This is a genomic window from Paracoccus sp. Arc7-R13, from assembly GCF_004010775.1.
Taxonomy (GTDB): domain Bacteria; phylum Pseudomonadota; class Alphaproteobacteria; order Rhodobacterales; family Rhodobacteraceae; genus Paracoccus; species Paracoccus marcusii.
Map to the genome: position 1 here is coordinate 2155619 of NZ_CP034810.1, position 15888 is coordinate 2171506.

At 69.7% G+C, this 15888-nt stretch carries 12 protein-coding genes; 3 read left to right on the plus strand and 9 right to left on the minus strand.

The features are described from left to right. Nucleotides 1-5 precede the first annotated feature (5 nt). Genes EOJ32_RS10785 through EOJ32_RS10800 form a run of 4 tightly spaced genes read right to left on the minus strand, consistent with a single transcriptional unit; the run spans nt 6 to nt 4804 of the window. Nucleotides 6-1610: a carboxyl transferase domain-containing protein gene (locus tag EOJ32_RS10785; RefSeq protein ID WP_045983023.1), complete on the minus strand. Its 1605-nt coding sequence runs from the start codon at nt 1608-1610 to the stop codon at nt 6-8. Beyond that, nucleotides 1607-3154: an AMP-binding protein gene (locus tag EOJ32_RS10790; RefSeq protein ID WP_127898557.1), complete on the minus strand. Its 1548-nt coding sequence runs from the start codon at nt 3152-3154 to the stop codon at nt 1607-1609. The genes EOJ32_RS10785 and EOJ32_RS10790 overlap by 4 nt, the downstream gene beginning before the upstream one ends. A 1-nt stretch (nt 3155) precedes the next feature. Continuing rightward, on the minus strand, nt 3156-3644 hold the full coding sequence (locus EOJ32_RS10795) for a lysozyme inhibitor LprI family protein (RefSeq protein ID WP_127898558.1): 489 nt from the start codon (nt 3642-3644) through the stop codon (nt 3156-3158). Next, nucleotides 3644-4804, minus strand: coding sequence for an isovaleryl-CoA dehydrogenase (locus EOJ32_RS10800; RefSeq protein WP_045983020.1), 1161 nt, complete (start codon nt 4802-4804; stop codon nt 3644-3646). Before EOJ32_RS10800 ends, EOJ32_RS10795 begins: the two co-directional genes overlap by 1 nt. A 144-nt stretch (nt 4805-4948) precedes the next feature. On the opposite strand from EOJ32_RS10800, the gene EOJ32_RS10805 reads away from it, so the two are divergent. After that, on the plus strand, nt 4949-5488 hold the full coding sequence (locus EOJ32_RS10805; RefSeq protein WP_127898559.1) for a histidine phosphatase family protein: 540 nt from the start codon (nt 4949-4951) through the stop codon (nt 5486-5488). Between the two features lies 1 nt (nt 5489). Next, a complete protein-coding gene (gene cbiB, locus EOJ32_RS10810) occupies nt 5490-6401 on the plus strand; it encodes an adenosylcobinamide-phosphate synthase CbiB (protein ID WP_127898560.1) in 912 nt (303 codons plus the stop codon). A gap of 4 nt (nt 6402-6405) precedes the next feature. Here the strand turns inward: cbiB and EOJ32_RS10815 are convergent, their stop codons facing one another. The 5 genes from EOJ32_RS10815 to EOJ32_RS10835 all read right to left on the minus strand — a co-directional run bounded on the left by EOJ32_RS10815 (nt 6406) and on the right by EOJ32_RS10835 (nt 14580). Further along, entirely contained in the window at nt 6406-7182 is a 777-nt protein-coding gene (locus tag EOJ32_RS10815) for a transglutaminase family protein (protein ID WP_127898561.1), read from the minus strand. A gap of 102 nt (nt 7183-7284) precedes the next feature. Next, nucleotides 7285-8358: a sensor histidine kinase gene (locus tag EOJ32_RS10820; RefSeq protein WP_164871433.1), complete on the minus strand. Its 1074-nt coding sequence runs from the start codon at nt 8356-8358 to the stop codon at nt 7285-7287. A gap of 106 nt (nt 8359-8464) precedes the next feature. Further along, entirely contained in the window at nt 8465-9688 is a 1224-nt protein-coding gene (locus EOJ32_RS10825; protein WP_371705432.1) for an AGE family epimerase/isomerase, read from the minus strand. A 10-nt stretch (nt 9689-9698) separates the two neighbouring features. Further along, entirely contained in the window at nt 9699-11990 is a 2292-nt protein-coding gene (locus EOJ32_RS10830; RefSeq protein ID WP_127898564.1) for a Tex family protein, read from the minus strand. A 40-nt stretch (nt 11991-12030) separates the two neighbouring features. Next, entirely contained in the window at nt 12031-14580 is a 2550-nt protein-coding gene (locus EOJ32_RS10835; protein ID WP_127898565.1) for a cation:proton antiporter, read from the minus strand. 217 nt (nt 14581-14797) lie between these two features. Between EOJ32_RS10835 and EOJ32_RS10840 the strand changes: the two genes are divergently transcribed. Further along, nucleotides 14798-15865, plus strand: a complete 1068-nt coding sequence (locus EOJ32_RS10840) for an alkene reductase (protein ID WP_127898566.1) — start codon at nt 14798-14800, stop codon at nt 15863-15865. Nucleotides 15866-15888 lie beyond the last annotated feature (23 nt).

The following is a 15888-nucleotide window of genomic DNA, read 5'->3' on the forward strand; positions in this document are numbered from 1 at the left end:
GCCCCTCACATGCGGAACAGGCCGAACCGCGTCGGCTGGATGGGTGCGTTCAGGCTGGCGCGCAGTGACAGGGCCAGGATGTCACGCGATTGGCGCGGATCGATGATCCCGTCGTCCCACAGCCTCGCGGAGGCATAGAGGGGATGGGACTGGCGCTCGAACATCTCGACCGTGGGGCGCTTGAACTCGGCCTCGTCCTCGGGCGACCACTGGCCGCCGGCACGTTCGATCCCGTCGCGGCGGACGGTGGCCAGGACGCCCGCGGCCTGTTCGCCGCCCATCACGCTGATGCGGCTGTTGGGCCAGGTCCACAGGAAGCGCGGGGAATAGGCCCGCCCCGCCATGCCGTAATTGCCCGCGCCAAAGCTGCCGCCGACCAGCATGGTGATCTTGGGCACATTGGTGGTGGCGACCGCTGTAACCATCTTGGCGCCGTGGCGGGCGATGCCCTCGTTCTCGTATTTGCGGCCGACCATGAAGCCGGTGATGTTCTGCAGGAACACCAGCGGAATGTTGCGGGTGCTGCACAGTTCGATAAAATGCGCGCCCTTCTGTGCCGCCTCTGAAAACAGCACGCCGTTGTTGGCGATGATGCCCACCGGGCAGCCGTCGACATGGGCAAAGCCCGTGACCAGCGTCTCGCCGAAGCGGGCCTTGAACTCGTCAAAGCGGCTGCCGTCGACGATGCGGGCGATGACCTCGCGGATGTCATAGGGGGTGCGCAGGTCTGCCGGCACCACGCCCAGGATCTCCTCGGGGTCATAGGCGGGCGGTTCCGGGGACTGCCAGACGACGGTGTCGGGACGGCGGCGGTTCAGGTTGGCGATGGCGCGGCGGGCCTGGGCCAGCGCGTGGGCGTCGTCCTCGGCCAGGTAATCGGCCACGCCGGACAGGCGGGTGTGCACGTCGCCGCCGCCCAGATCCTCGGACGTGACCACCTCGCCGGTGGCTGCCTTGACCAGCGGCGGACCGGCCAGAAAGATCGTCCCCTGGCCGCGCACGATGATCGTCACGTCGGACATGGCGGGAACATAGGCGCCGCCCGCGGTGCAGGACCCCATGACGACGGCGATCTGCGGGATGCCCTTGGCGCTCATCCGGGCCTGGTTGAAGAAGATGCGGCCGAAATGGTCGCGGTCGGGAAACACCTCGTCCTGGTTGGGCAGGTTCGCGCCGCCGCTGTCGACCAGATAGACGCAGGGCAGCCCGCATTCCTCTGCGATCTCCTGGGCGCGCAGGTGCTTCTTGACCGTCATCGGATAATAGGTGCCGCCCTTGACCGTCGCGTCATTGGCCACGACCATCACGTCCTGGCCATGCACCCGCCCGACCCCGGCGATGACCCCCGCACAGGGCGCGGCCCCGTCGTACAGGCCATGTGCAGCCAGCGCGCCGATCTCCAGGAACGGGCTGCCGGGGTCCAGAAGGTTCGCCACCCGTTCGCGCGGGGGCATCTTGCCGCGGCTGACGTGACGCTCCAGGGCCTTGGGGCCACCGCCGGCGATGGCAGCCTCCGCAGCCTCGCGGGCGGTCTCCAGCAAGGCCAGATGCGCGGTGCGGTTGGCGCGGAACCCCTCGGACGAAGGCAGCGCGGTCGAGGTCAGTTTCATCGTGTGGTCTCCTCGGCCAGGTCCAGATCGCGCAGCGCGCGACGCATGACCTTGCCGGTCACGGTCATGGGCAGGGCATCCAGAAAGGCGATCTCTCGGGGATAGGAATGGACGGCCGACCGGCTGCGGGCATGGGCCTGCAGGTCGGCGGCAAGGTCGGGCGACGGTTCATGGCCGGGCCGCAGCACGACATAGGCCTTGACGATTTCGGTGCGCAGCGCACAGGGCTTGCCGACCACGGCGACCTGCGCCACGGCGGGATGGCGCAGCAGGCAGTCCTCGACCTCGGACGGCCCGATGCGGTACCCGGCCGAGGTGATGACGTCGTCGTCGCGTCCGACGAACTGGACATGGCCGTCCCGGATGACGCCCCGGTCGCCGGTCACCAGCCAGTCGCCGCGGAACTTGGCTGCGGTGGCCTGCGGGTTCCGCCAGTATTCCAGCATCATGCTGCCGGCCCCGCGGCGGATGGCGATGTCGCCCTCTGCATCGGTGGGCCGGCCCTGCGCGTCGATCACCGCCAAGTCAAACCCGGGCACCGCGCGCCCGATGGCGCCGGGACGGGCCGGAAACATCACGCCGCTGCCCGATGCGACCATGTTGCATTCGGTCTGGCCATAGAATTCGTTGATCTGCAGGCCGAATGCCTCCCGGCCCCAGTCCAGCATGGGGGCGCCAAGCTTCTCTCCGCCCGATGCGACGCTGCGCAGGCCGGGCAGGCGAACCCCCGCGACCTTGAGCATCCTCAGCGCGGTGGGCGGCAGAAACACGTTGCGGATGCCGCAGTCGCGGATCAGGCCCGCGACGGCATGTGGATCGAACTTGGCCATCGGGGTGGCGACCACGGGCACGCCAAGCGCAAGCCCCGGCATCGCCACGTCGAACAGACCGCCGATCCAGGCCCAGTCCGCGGGCGTCCAGATGACGTCGCCCGGCTGGCCCAGCAGGTCGTGGCTCATCTCGACCCCCGGCAGGTGACCGGTCAGCATGCGATGCCCGTGCAACGCGCCCTTGGGCGTGCCTGTCGTCCCCGAGGTATAGATGATCACCGCCGGGTCTTCCGGCCCGGTGTCGCGCGTGGCGAAGGGCCCGGCATCGGGCAGGCCGTCCTCGGGGACGATCACCCGCAGATGGGGGAACGGGGCCAGCATCCGGCGCCCTTGGGTGTCGGTGATGACGGTCGAGATACCTGCATCGCGCAGACGCAGGTCCAGCGCATCCGGGCCGAACAGCTTGAACAGCGGGACAGAGATCGCGGCCGATTTCCACACCGCCAGATGCGCGGCCGCCGTCCAGGACGATTGCGTGCACAGGATGCCGATCCGGTCGCCGCGATCGGCACCAAGCGCGTGGGCCAGCGCATCGGTCATTGCCGCCAGCGTGGCGAAGGTCACCGGGTGCGGGGCGCCGTCATGGTCGATGATCGCCACCCGGTCCGCGGCATGGGCCAGGCACTGCTCGGCCATGTTCAGCCGCGCGGGGTACTGCCAGCGGAAATCCCGGCACAGCCGCGCGTGGTCCGCGTGATGCAGCAGGCGTGCCATCTCAGGGGCCTTCGCGCAGATAGCCGTCCAGCTGGTTCGCCTGACGCGCGGTCAGGGTCAGCGCGCATTGCGCGGCCGCGGGCCCCGCGCCGGTGCCGCCGCCCCATCGCGTCGCCTCGTATTCGCAGGCCGCGTCGCGGAAGGCGATCCAGGCGCGCTGCATGTCACGCAGGGCACCCGCCTGACGCGGACCCGCGGCGTCCAAGCTGTCCAGTTCCGCATCGCCAGCCTCGGCCCGCGTCATCACCTCGCCATAGGCGGTGTTCAGGCGATCGTCCCACCAGTCGCGTTCGGCGCCCAGGCAGAACCCCATGCCGACCGTGCTGGACCCGCCCTCGCCCTCCATGCAGGCATTCGCGGCCAGGCCCGCGCAGCTGTCGGGCGCCGCATCGCTGTCAAGGCAGGCCAGCACCGGCGCGGGATCAAAGGACGGCGCGTCCTGCGCCATCGCCGGGGCGGCCATCAGCGCCAACACGACCAGGATGCGCATCAGACCAGCCCCATCAGTTCGCGCCCGATCAGCATGCGGCGGATCTCGCTGGTGCCGGCCCCGATCTCCATCAGCTTGGCGTCGCGGAACAGGCGGCTGACGACGCTGTCGGACAGGAACCCGGCCCCGCCAAGCGCCTGCACGGCCTGATGCGCCTGCACCATCGCCTGTTCGCTGGCATACAGAACCGCACCCGCCGCGTCCTGCCGCGTGACCTTGCCCGCGTCGCAGGCCCGCGCGACCTCGTAGACATAGGCGCGGGCGGTGTTCAGCGCGACATACATGTCGGCGATCTTGCCCTGCATCAGCTGGAACGACCCCACCGGCTGACCGAACTGCTTGCGTTCCGCCACATAGGGCAGGACCTGATCCAGGCAGGCCGCCATGATACCGGTGCCGATGCCGGCCAGAACCACCCTCTCGTAGTCCAGGCCCGACATCAGCACCCGAACGCCCCGGCCCTCCTCGCCCAGGACGTTCTCGAACGGGATCTCGACATTGTCGAAGATCAACTCGCCCGTGTTCGATCCGCGCATCCCCAGCTTGTCGAAATGCGGGCTGGTGGTGAAACCGGCCATGTCGCGCTCGACGATGAATGCCGTGATGCCCTTCGACCCGGCCTCCGGGTCGGTCTTGGCATAGACCACCAGCGTCTGCGCGTCGGGCGCATTGGTGATCCAGTACTTGCTGCCGTTCAGCACGTAACGATCGTTCTTCTTCTCGGCGCGCAGGCGCATCGCGACGACATCGCTGCCCGCGCTTTCCTCGGACATGGCCAGGGCACCGACGGCCTTGCCGCTGCACAGGTCGGGCAGGTATTTCGCACGCTGCGCATCGGTGCCGTTCAGCTTGATCTGGTTCACGCACAGGTTCGAATGCGCGCCATAGGACAGGCTGATCGATGCGCTGGCCCGCGCGATCTCCTCGACCGCGATCACATGCGCCAGATAGCCCATGCCCGACCCGCCGTACTGTTCATCCACCGTGATGCCCAGCAGGCCCAGATCGCCCATCTCGGTCCACAGCTGGTTGGGAAAGGCGTTGGTGCGGTCGGTCTCGGCCGCCAGGGGCGCGACGCGATCGGTGGCCCATCCGTGGACCATCTCGCGCAGCGCGTTCACATCCTCGCCCAGATCGAATTCCATGCCCCGCGTGAACATCGCGATCCCCCCTCCCCGGTTATTGAACGCTTGTTCATTTCCATAGCGCAGGCCGCGCCCGCCCGTCAAGCAGGCTGCGCCGGTTGGGCCGATGCGTCAAGCGCGGGCCTTGTCCCTGCCCGCCCGACGCGCCAAAGGTGGGCGATGCGACTGATGATCCTGCGCCATGCCCCCAGTCTTGCCGACGGCCTGCTGGCCGGCCGGCGCGATGTGCCTGCCGATTGCGGCGATTCTGCCGCATTCGCGCGCCAGGCGGCCCGCCTGCGTCCCGCCCAGGTCATCGCCAGCCCGGCGCTGCGCTGCCGTCAGACGGCCACCGCCCTGGGGCTTGTGGCCGACAGGCTGGAGCCCGCGCTGTGGGAACAGGACCTGGGCGCGTGGGAGGGGATGGACCCGTCGCGCCTGCCCGACCTTGGTCCCCTGCCCCTCGATGCCTTGGCCCGCCACCGCCCCGACGGCGGTGAAAGCTTCGATGACATGGCCGCGCGGGTGATCCCGGTCCTGCAGGCACTGCAGCGGGACACGGTGATCGTGGCGCATGCGGGCACTGTGCGCGCGGCACTGTCCATGGTGGTTGGGCCTGCCGCCCTGTCCTTCGCGGTGGCGCCCCTGTCGCTGACCGTGCTGCAGCGCGCCGGTGCCGATTGGGCGGTGCAGACCGTCAACCTCTGCGCAGGAGACTAGGATGGCCGTGATCGCCCTGCTGGCGCTGGTGCTGGATGTGCTGATCGGTTGGCCCGATGCGGTCTATCGCCGGGTCGGGCATCCGGTGACCTGGGCCGGGCGTCTGATCGCGGCGCTGGACCGCACGCTGAACCAAGGCCGGGCGCGGCGCGCCAGGGGCGCGCTGACCGTGGTCGTGGTCCTGCTGGCGGCCATGATGCCCGCGGTCCTGATCCAGGCATGGCTGGGCCCGTGGGTCGCGGCCGTACTGGCGTGGCCGCTGGTCGCGGCGCGGTCGCTGGACCAGCACCTGCGCGCGGTGGCCGTCCCCCTGGCGGCGGGCGATCTGGCCGTCGCTCGCGGTGCGACCGCGATGATCGTGGGGCGCGACGTCACCCAGGCCGATACGCCCGCCCTGTCCCGCGCCAGCCTTGAAAGCCTGGCCGAGAATTTCAGCGATGGCGTCATCGCGCCGCTGTTCTGGGCGGCGGTCGGCGGGCTGCCGGGCATCGCGGCCTACAAGGCGATCAACACGATGGATTCGATGATCGGCCACCGCACCCCACGGCACGAGGCGTTCGGCATGATCGCCGCGCGCCTGGACGACGTGGCGAACCTGATCCCCGCGCGGCTGTCGGCGGGGCTGATCGCGATCGCGTCCGGTCGGCGCGCGACGGCGGCGCTGCGGGTGGCGCTGCGCGACGCGTCTGCCCACCGGTCGCCCAACGCCGGCTGGCCCGAGGGCGCGATGGCCGGGGCCCTGGACTGCCGGTTGTCGGGTCCGCGCGTCTATGCCGACCGGGTCGCGGACGAGCCGTGGCTGAATGCCGCTGCGCCCGACCCGGATGCGGCGGACCTGCGCCGTGGCATCGCACTGATCCGTCGCGCCACGATGGTCGCGGCGCTGCTGCTGGCCACGGCGGCGCTGCTCTGACGGATCAGAACAGCATGACCTCGACGCTTTGCGTGCGCAGTTCCGCGACCGAGTTGGTGGTCAGAAACGCCACGTCCGCCGCGTCGCGCCCGACCGCGACCAGGGCCATCTGGTCCGCATCGGCCATGCCGGTTGGATCGACCAGGTGCCAGTCGCCGCCCAGATAGACCTGCACGACGGCGTGGAAATCCTGCGGCTGGACATGGGGGGCGTAGACGCTGGCGATGCGCGCGGGGATCTGCTGCGCGCGGCACAGCGCGATCAGCAGATGCGCATAGTCCCGGCAGACGCCGCGCCGGTCCAGGAAGGTGTCCGCAGCCGTTGTGTCCCCGTCGCTGGTTCCGGCGACATAGTCCAGGTTGCGTTCCACCCAATCGCGTATCGCGGCCACCAGCGGGCCGCCCGTCAGCCCCTCGAACCGAGAGCCGGTGAAGTGCCCGAACCGTTCCGACTGGCAATAGCGCGACGGCAGAAGATAGCGCAGCGCGTCGCCGGGCATGTCCTCGACCTCGACGGCCTGCAGGCTGGCCAGATCGGGACGCGGGCGGGTCACCTGGACCTCGGCCGAATAACGGCAGGTCAGCCGATCCTGCAGGCGCATGACGATGCGTTCGCCGATGCCCTCCTCGGCCGGAACGCGGGCCAGCTTCAGGGGCTGGCCCAGGTCGATGTTGGTGCGGTTCAGGATCTGTCCGTGAACGCCCGCCGCCTCGATCAGCAGCAGCGCGGGCCCGGGCGATTCCAGCGCATAGTCAAGCGTCACGTCGATCTTCATCCGCATCGGCGGCTCCTGTCAGGTTGGGGTGGGTCGGGAAAGGGGCAGAGCCGTGCCCGCTTGCGGGGCCATTGTCAATCGTCAAGCGGCGGCTTGGTTCCGCGGGCGTCAGGATGACGCAGCCGCATCCAGCATCACGGTGACGCGGAACCGGGCACCGCCCCGGTCAGAGGCACCGTGATCCAGCCCACCGCCCATCTGGCGGGCATAGATCAGGCAGATCTGCATGCCCAGCCCGCGCGCCGCATCCGGGTCGAACCCGGCAGGCAGGCCCGGCCCGTCATCCGACAGCGTAACGCTCAACGCGCCCGCGTTCTGCGCCAGGTCCAGCCACAGACCCGGCCGCCGGCCCGGATGCGCGTGCTTGACGGCATTGCCGATCAGTTCGGCCAGGATCTGGCCGATCGCCGCCGCCTGCCCCGCCGTCACCCGCAGATCGCCCGCCAGCGCGTCGTCCACGGTGATCGTCACCTCCAGGGCCTGCGCGAGGTCGGTCGCCAGCGCCCCGACATAATCGCGCAGGCTGACATCGCGGCTGCCCGGGTCCAGGTGCAGCTGGTCGTGCACCCGCGCCAGGGTCGAGATGCGGTTCGCCGCATCGGACAGCTGCGCGCCTGCCGGGCCACCGGCCTGCTGGCGCGCCTGCATCCGCAGAAGGGCGATGACCGCGGCAAAGCTGTTCTTCACACGGTGGTCGATCTCTCCCATCAGGATGTGCTGACGGGCGATGGCCTCGTCCTTGCGGGCGACCTCCTGCTGCAGCTGCTGTCGGATGGTCACGCTGTCGGTCACGTCGCGCGACGACGCCAGGATGCGCACCACGCGGGCCGCCGCGTCCCGGACCCCCGATACCGTGACGTGCCACCAGCGCGGTGTGCCGCGCGCGGTTGGGCAGAAGGCCTCGAACCGGGTCACGGCGCCGGTCAGCGCCGCCTGCATCGCGTCGTTCAGCATCCGGTCCGCCTCGGGCGGCCACATCGACGGCCAAGGCCGCTGATCGACGCTGGCGAAATCGTCGATCTCCATCGCGCACAACCCGTTGCCGTTCATGAAGATCAGCCGCCCCTCGGGGTCCAGCAGCTTGATGCAATCCGGCGAGGCATCCAGAACCGACAGCGCGAATCCCGCTTCGGACCCGGCCAGCAGGTCGATCGCGCGCAAATTCGGATCGGTTGGAACCATGGATGAACCCGACAGTGACGCGGGCCTATCCCGGCCCGCCGCTTGACGTCCCGCTTGGCCCTCCGGCCCGGTCACGTCAAGGACCAATCCGGACGGCACGGAAAGGTTAGCCAAGGCCCGCCGCGTCACGCAAGGGACATGTGCGGGCCAGATCGCGCGCCTGTTGCGACACGCCCCGCGCCAGCGGCAGCAGGTCCGCCTGCAGCGCGTGATAGATGTCGGGTTTGCCCCTGAACTGCGTCGCGGCCGGGCGGTCGTCATCGCCCAGTTCGGGGAACCACCCGCCGCGGGCATGGTCGATCAGATGCCCGTCCGCAAAGGCCCACAGGCGGCGGTACCAGTCGCCGTCGCCGGGTCGGGGGTCCAGCTTGATCAGGGCCGCCAGCGCGCCTATCGCCTCGGTCACCGGCCACCAATAGCGCGCCGGATTGTCCACGCGCCCGTCGCGCAGCGTATAGGCCAGCCCGCCCCGGTCGGCCCAGGCATCCGCCAGCGCCGTATCGACCAGCGCACGCGCCTGCGCGACCGCGCCTGTGTCGGGGCGCCCGGCCAGATCCCACCAGTGCAGCAGCAGGCGCGCCATCTCGAAGCTGTGGCCCGGCGTGGTGCCGGCGGGGCGGAACATCGGGTTGCCGGCATAGGCATGGTCGGGCCGCCAGCGGTCGTCGTAATGTTCCGGGATGCGCCAGCCATGCGCCGCCGCCTGCCCCGCAATGAAGAAATCCAGGATTTGCCCGGCACGGTCCAGATGGATAGGCGCGCCGGTCGCCTCGAACGCGGCCAGCAGCGCCTCGACCCCGTGCATGTTGGCGTTCATGCCGCGATAGGTCGAGAACGCCTGCCAGTCGCGCGTGAACTCGTCGCGGAACAGTCCCGCGTCGTGGTCCCAATAGTGGCGGTCCAGCACCTGCGTGATGTCGGCCAGCAGGCGATCCGCATCCGGGTGCCCGATCATCTTGGCACTGGACGCGGCCAGCAGCACGAAGACATGGCCATAAGCCAGCTTGGGCCCCTCGACCGGCGCGGTGCCGTCCACGGCCCACAGATAGCCGCCGTGATCGGTGTCGCGATGCGCGCGCCACAGCCAGTCCATGCCCTGATCCACGATCCCCGCGCGGTCCGGCCGCCCGGCCATCTGCGCCAGCGCATAGGAATGGACCAGCCGCGTGGTCGTATGCAGCTCCTGCACCGTGCCCGGCAGAGGCGTGCCGTCCAGGTCCAGCACATGAAAGCCGCCCTCGGGCCGGATGCTGGCATCGAAGAAATCCAGCGCCCGGCGCGCGTCGCGCGCCAGAAAAGCGCGGTGATCGGTGTCGTCAAGCACGCTCATGGCCATCCCCTCAGCGTTTGCGCAGCGCGTCGGCCAGGGCCGAACCGAATGCGCCCGCCCCCTTGGGCGCGGCCTGCGCCGCACGGGGCGCGGGCTTCGCGGTCTCGCGCGCCGGGCGGTCGGTGGGGGCGTTGTCCTTGCGCATGGTAAGGCCGATGCGCTTGCGGGCCACGTCCACCTCGGTCACGCGGACGCGGACCACGTCGCCGGCCTTGACCACTTCGTGGGGGTCCTTCACGAAGCGGTCGGCCAGTTGGCTGACATGGACCAGCCCGTCCTGATGCACCCCGATATCGACGAAGGCGCCAAAGGCCGCGACGTTCGTCACCGTCCCCTCCAGCGACATGCCCGGGCGCAGGTCGCCGATCGCCTCGACGCCGTCGGCAAAGGTCGCGGTGACGAAACCGGGGCGCGGGTCGCGGCCGGGCTTCTCAAGCTCCGACAGGATGTCGCGCACGGTGGGCAGGCCGAAATCCTCGGTGACGAAATCCTGCGCCCGCACCGACTTCAGCGTCGTGCTGTCGCCCATCAGCGACCGCAGATCACGCCCGCAGGCGGCCACGATCTTGCGCGCGACGCCGTAAGCTTCGGGATGGACGGCCGATGCGTCCAGCGGTTCGGACCCTTGGACGCGCAGGAACCCCGCGCATTGCTGGAACGCCTTGGGGCCCAGACCCGCGACCTTCTTCAGCGCGGCGCGGGACGGGAAGGCGCCGGTGGCATCCCGATGCGCGACGATGGCCTGCGCCAGCGACGGCCCCAGCCCCGCGACATGGGTGAGCAGCGCCGCAGAGGCCGTGTTCAGATCGACGCCTACCGCGTTCACGGCATCCTCGACCACGGCCTCCAGCGATTTTGCCAGCTGCCGTTGGTCCACGTCATGCTGGTATTGCCCCACACCGATGGACTGCGGCGGCACCTTGACCAGTTCGGCCAGCGGGTCCTGCAACCGGCGCGCGATGCTGACCGCGCCGCGCAGGGAGACGTCCAGGCCGGGAAACTCCTTCGCGGCCAGTTCGGACGCGGAATAGACCGAGGCCCCGGCCTCGGAGACGATCACCTTGGTCGGCGTCTTCACCCCCTTGGGCAGGCGCTTCAGCACATCGGCGACCAGACGCTCGCTCTCGCGGCTGGCGGTGCCGTTGCCGATGGCGATCAGGTCGACGCCATGCCTGGCGATCAGCGCCGCCAGCGTGGCCTCGGCCCCGCGCAGGTCGTTCTTGGGCTGGAACGGATAGATGGTCGCGGTGTCCAACAGCTTGCCGGTGCCGTCCACGACCGCGATCTTGCACCCCGTGCGGATGCCCGGGTCCAGCCCCAGGGTCGCGCGCGGCCCGGCGGGTGCCGCCAGCAGCAGGTCGCGCAGGTTGCGGGCAAAGACCTGGATCGCCTCGGCATGGGCACGGGCGCGCAATTCGGTCAGCAGATCGATATACATCGTGTTCGACAGCCGCACGCGCCAGGCCCAGCCCGCGACGCCGCGCAGCCAGTCGGCGCCCGGCCCCTGCCCGACCGCGCCCAGACCCCGCGCCACGATCCCCTCGGCCCGCGCCGTGCCGGTGTCCGGTTCGGGGGCGATGTCGATGGTCACGACCTCCTCCTTGGCGGCGCGCAGGATGGCCAGCGCGCGGTGGCCCGGAATGCCCGACCAGGTTTCCGAATGCGCGAAATAGTCGCTGAACTTGGCGCCCGCCTCCTCCTTGCCGGCCACCACGCGGGCGGCGATCACCGCATTGCCGCGCATGAACTCGCGCAGCGGCCCCAGAACCTCGGCATTTTCCGACAGCTCCTCGACCAGGATGTCGCGGGCGCCGTCCAGCGCGGCCTTGGCCGTCTCGACCGCGCCCGTCACATAGGTGGGCGCAAGGGTCGCCGGATCGCGCGACGGATCGGCCTGGATCGCGCGCAGCAGCGGCTCCAGACCGTTCTCGCGCGCGATCATTGCCTTGGTCCGGCGCTTGGGCTTGAAGGGCAGATAGATGTCCTCCAGCGCGGCCTTGGTCTCGGCCGCGCCGATGGCACGGGACAGATCGTCGGTCAGCTTGCCCTGGTCGCGGATCGATCCCAGGATCGCCGTGCGCCGCGCCTCCATCTCTCGCAGATAGGACAGGCGGTCGGCCAGGGTCCGCAGCTGCGTGTCGTCCAGGCCCCCCGTCACCTCCTTGCGGTAACGTGCGACAAAGGGAACCGTCGCGCCCCCGTCCAGCAGGTCGGAGGCGGCCGTGACCTGCGCGGGGCTGGCGCCGATCTCTGTCGCGATCTGGCGGGCGATGCGGGTGGCGGTCTGGGCAGAGTTGTCCATGCGTGGGGGGCCTTGTCGTCCGTGGGTCTTGCGCCCCGGTCTAGCCGCTTGCGGCGGTCTCGCCAAGCGGGGCGTCCTGGGCCAGTTCAGGCATGCGCAGGACCTCTCCGGCGACGGTCTTGCCGACGACGCTGTCGCGCACCGCCTTGCGCAGCGCGGCGGACCGTTTCAGCAGGCGGCGGAACCCGGCCTCGTCCAGCACCAACAGCGTGCTGGGGGTGATCGCGCGGACCTCCGCCTTGCGGATGCGGCGGGTCAGCACGCCCATCTGGCCGAACATCTCTCCGCGGCCAAGGCGCGCGGTCTGGCCCGCGACCTCCTGTTCGACCGCGCCCGAAGCCACGAAGAAGACCGACCGCGCGGGCGTGTCCTTGCGAGTGATCACATGGCCCGCATTGACGTAACGCGTGCGGATCTCTCGGCTCAGGCGCTTCAGTTCGGCATCGTCCAGATCGGCGAACAGCGGGAATTGCCGCACGACCTGGTTCTTGCGCAGGGCCAGGTCCAGCTTGGGGCGGCCTTCGGACTGCTGGCGCCGTTGGCGGACATCGTCCATCAGCTGGATGTGCACCTCGGCGCCGATCAGGCCGTCGTCGCGCAGGGCGTTGTACTCGCGCTCCTCCAACCGCAGGGCGGTGCGCCGGATGAAGCGGCGCTCCAGCTCTTCGGCATAGCCGGGAAACTGCAGGCGCAGACCCTCCAGGGCGGTCTCCACCGCCTCGATCCGCCGCTGCAGCAATTCGTGCAGCAGTTCGGCCACGCGCCGACCGTGAATGCGGCGGATGCGGCGGTCGATGAACCCGTGAAGATCCCGCAGGATCAAACGCTTGCCCAGCAACATCTCGAACCTGTCCGCGGTCATGCGGGCCAGCGGGCCGGCCACGCCGATGCGGTTGCGCAGGAAGGCCGCGAACCGGAACGCCGGGCCATAGCGCAGATTGCGCCGTGCCGCGCGCTGATAGCCTGTGCGGCCGCCGGAACGCGCGCCCTCGATCACCCGGTCGGCGTCGAACAGCGCCTGCTCCGACAGCCGCGCCGAGATCGCCCGTTCGCGGAACCGCTGGACTATCATCTCGCGCTCGTGCGCGGCCAGGGCGATCAGGCCCAGGGTGATGCGGTCGCGGTCCAGGATCTCGGCATTGTCCTCGGCCTCGGCGGCCTCGACGGCATTGTCCAGCCGGGCGGCAAAGCGCTTGGCTTCGGAGCGCACCGTCTCTCGGGTCAGGTCATAGTTCTCGGTGACCGAGGCGACGCCCTCGCGCACCGACTGCAGCGCCACGGCGACGACCTGGTTCGACAGCGCCCGGTCCAGCGGCGACAGCTTGTCCAGCCCCAGAAGGGCGATGACACCGCGCAGCGTGGTGCCCTGCACGATCAGCGTGAACAGGGTGAAGCCGGTGGCCAGGATGCCGACGATGCGCTTCGTCTCGACCGGCACGCGCAGGTTCTCGGTCACCGCCAGGGCGAGCGCCAGGGTGACTGCGCCGCGCAGCCCGCCCCACATGATCGCCACGCGATAGGGGCGCTGGATCTTGGGCGACAGGCGCAGCGTGGTCAGCATCGGCAGCAGCACGAACAGGATCAGCGCCCGCGCGACGAAGGCCGCGATCACCACCACGCCGACCAGGAACAGGTCGTTCAGCCGCACCTCGCCCAGCAGGCGCGGGATCAGCAGCGCCGCCAGGATGAAGATCAGCGCCCCGGCCCAATGCGCCAGCAAGCCCCAGACCTCCTTGAGGTTGACCCAGAATGCAGGCGCCAGGCGGCCCGGACCCATCAGGTTCAGCGTCAGGCCGGACACGACGACGGCAATCACGCCCGACGCGCCCAGCAGCTGTTCCGCGCCGATATAGGCCAGGTAAGGGACCGCGACCGAAACGGATATCTGCGCCGTCTCGAACCGCCCGAACAGGCTCATCAACGCCAGCGCGATCCGCGCGACCAGCCACCCGGCCAGCACGCCGCCCACGATCAGGCCGGGGAACTGGCCCAGGGCCTCGCCCAGTTGCGGGTTCGGGACGCCCAGCATGACATAGGTCAGGAACAGGCCGAACAGCGCGATGGCGGCGGCGTCGTTCAACAGCGACTCGCCCTCGACGATGCGGGACAGGCGCTTGGGCGCGGACAGGCTGCGGAAGATGCTGACGACCGCCGAGGGGTCGGTGGTCGACACGATCGCCCCGATCAGCAGGCCCACCATCAGCGGCAGCCCCCCGATCCAGTGCAGCGCGAAACCGATGGTCAGGGTCGCCGCCACGACGGCCACCACGGCCAGCGTCAGGATCGGCACCCAGTCATCCATCATCCGCCGGATGTTCATCTCCAGCGTCGCCTGAAAGATCAGCGTCGGCAGGAAGACGTACATGAACACGCTGGACCGGATCGGCAGCGACAGGATGCCGACCGCCACCGGATTCAGCGTCTCTGTCACGTTGGTGCGCAGCAGGAACAGGGCGCCGCCGCCGATCAGGATACCCACCGCCGCCAGCATCACGCTGAACGGAAGGCGCAGGCGTGCGGCCAGGGGTTCCGCCGCTGCGATCAGCAGGAACAGCACCGCGGTAAAGGCAGTCAGCAACATGATATCCATGGCTTTCTGGATAGTCGCGGACCGACCGACATGGAAGGCCAACCCCGCCGCCCGCGCGCGTTTTTTCGCGCCGGTGACGGCGATGTGACGACGCGGCAGGCGCCCTTGAAATCGGGTCGCGTCACGCACAGCTGAAGGCCCGTGGGGCGCAGGGCGCCCCGCACTGACATTCCGGGCCGGACGGCCCCACAAGCAAGATCAAGAAAGGAGGACCCGCATGTCCTCGATGTTCGAACCCGTGACCCTGGGGGCGGTGACGCTGCGCAACCGGATCGTGATGGCCCCGCTGACCCGGTCGCGGGCGGGCGATGCACGCGTGCCCAACGACCTGATGGTCGAATACTATCGCCAGCGCGCCGGCGCCGGCCTGATCCTGTCCGAAGCGACCAGCATCATGCCGATGGGCGTGGGATACGAGGCGACGCCCGGCATCTGGAACGACGACCAGATCGCCGGCTGGTCGAAGGTGACCCAGGCCGTGCACGAACGCGACGGCCTGATCTACCTGCAGCTGTGGCATGTGGGCCGCATTTCCGACCCGCAGCTGCTGGGCGGGCAGCTGCCGGTGGCGCCGTCGTCGATCCAGCCGGGCGGGCATGTCAGCCTGCTGCGTCCCAAGCGTGCCTATGTCACGCCCCGCGCCCTGACCACCGAGGAGATCCCCGGCATCGTCGAGGCCTATCGTCAGGCGGCCGAGAACGCGCGCCACGCGGGCTTTGACGGGGTCGAGATCCACGCCGCGAACGGCTATCTGATCGACCAGTTCCTGCAGGACCGCAGCAACACCCGCACCGACCAGTATGGCGGCGACATCCAGAACCGCGTCCGCTTCCTGAACGAGATCACCGATGCGGTGGTCGGCGTCTGGGGCGGCGACCGGGTCGGTGTCCACCTGGCGCCCCGCGGCGACAGCCATGACATGGGCGACAGCGATGCCCGCGCGCTGTTCACGCAGGTCGCCCGCGACATGCGCGCGCGCGGCGTGGCCTTCCTGTGCCTGCGCGAACGCGTGGCCGAGGACAGCCTGCTGGACGCCATCCGCGACGCCTTCGGCGGCCCGGTCATCGCAAACGAGAGTCTGACCCGCGAAAGCGCCGAGGCCCTGCTAGCCGAGGGTCGCGCCGATGCCGTGGCCTTCGGGCGCGATTTCATCGCGACGCCGGACCTGCCCGAACGGTTCCGCCGCGGCCTGCCGCTGAACGACCAGGACCCGGCCACATTCTATGCAGGCGGCGCCGAGGGATACACCGACTATCCCACCGCCACCGACATCGCCGCGGAATGAGCCGGCGTCACGCATGACAAAGG

Coding starts and splice junctions, on each gene's coding strand:
- EOJ32_RS10840 (WP_127898566.1), top strand. CDS start 14,798: ATGTCCTCGATGTTCGAACCCGTGACCCTGGGGGCGGTGACGCTGCGC.
- EOJ32_RS10815 (WP_127898561.1), bottom strand. CDS start 7,182: ATGCGGATGAAGATCGACGTGACGCTTGACTATGCGCTGGAATCGCCC.
- EOJ32_RS10820 (WP_164871433.1), bottom strand. CDS start 8,358: ATGGTTCCAACCGATCCGAATTTGCGCGCGATCGACCTGCTGGCCGGG.
- EOJ32_RS10800 (WP_045983020.1), bottom strand. CDS start 4,804: ATGTTCACGCGGGGCATGGAATTCGATCTGGGCGAGGATGTGAACGCG.
- EOJ32_RS10805 (WP_127898559.1), top strand. CDS start 4,949: ATGCGACTGATGATCCTGCGCCATGCCCCCAGTCTTGCCGACGGCCTG.
- EOJ32_RS10795 (WP_127898558.1), bottom strand. CDS start 3,644: ATGCGCATCCTGGTCGTGTTGGCGCTGATGGCCGCCCCGGCGATGGCG.
- EOJ32_RS10835 (WP_127898565.1), bottom strand. CDS start 14,580: ATGGATATCATGTTGCTGACTGCCTTTACCGCGGTGCTGTTCCTGCTG.
- EOJ32_RS10785 (WP_045983023.1), bottom strand. CDS start 1,610: ATGAAACTGACCTCGACCGCGCTGCCTTCGTCCGAGGGGTTCCGCGCC.
- EOJ32_RS10790 (WP_127898557.1), bottom strand. CDS start 3,154: ATGGCACGCCTGCTGCATCACGCGGACCACGCGCGGCTGTGCCGGGAT.
- EOJ32_RS10830 (WP_127898564.1), bottom strand. CDS start 11,990: ATGGACAACTCTGCCCAGACCGCCACCCGCATCGCCCGCCAGATCGCG.
- cbiB (WP_127898560.1), top strand. CDS start 5,490: ATGGCCGTGATCGCCCTGCTGGCGCTGGTGCTGGATGTGCTGATCGGT.
- EOJ32_RS10825 (WP_371705432.1), bottom strand. CDS start 9,688: ATGAGCGTGCTTGACGACACCGATCACCGCGCTTTTCTGGCGCGCGAC.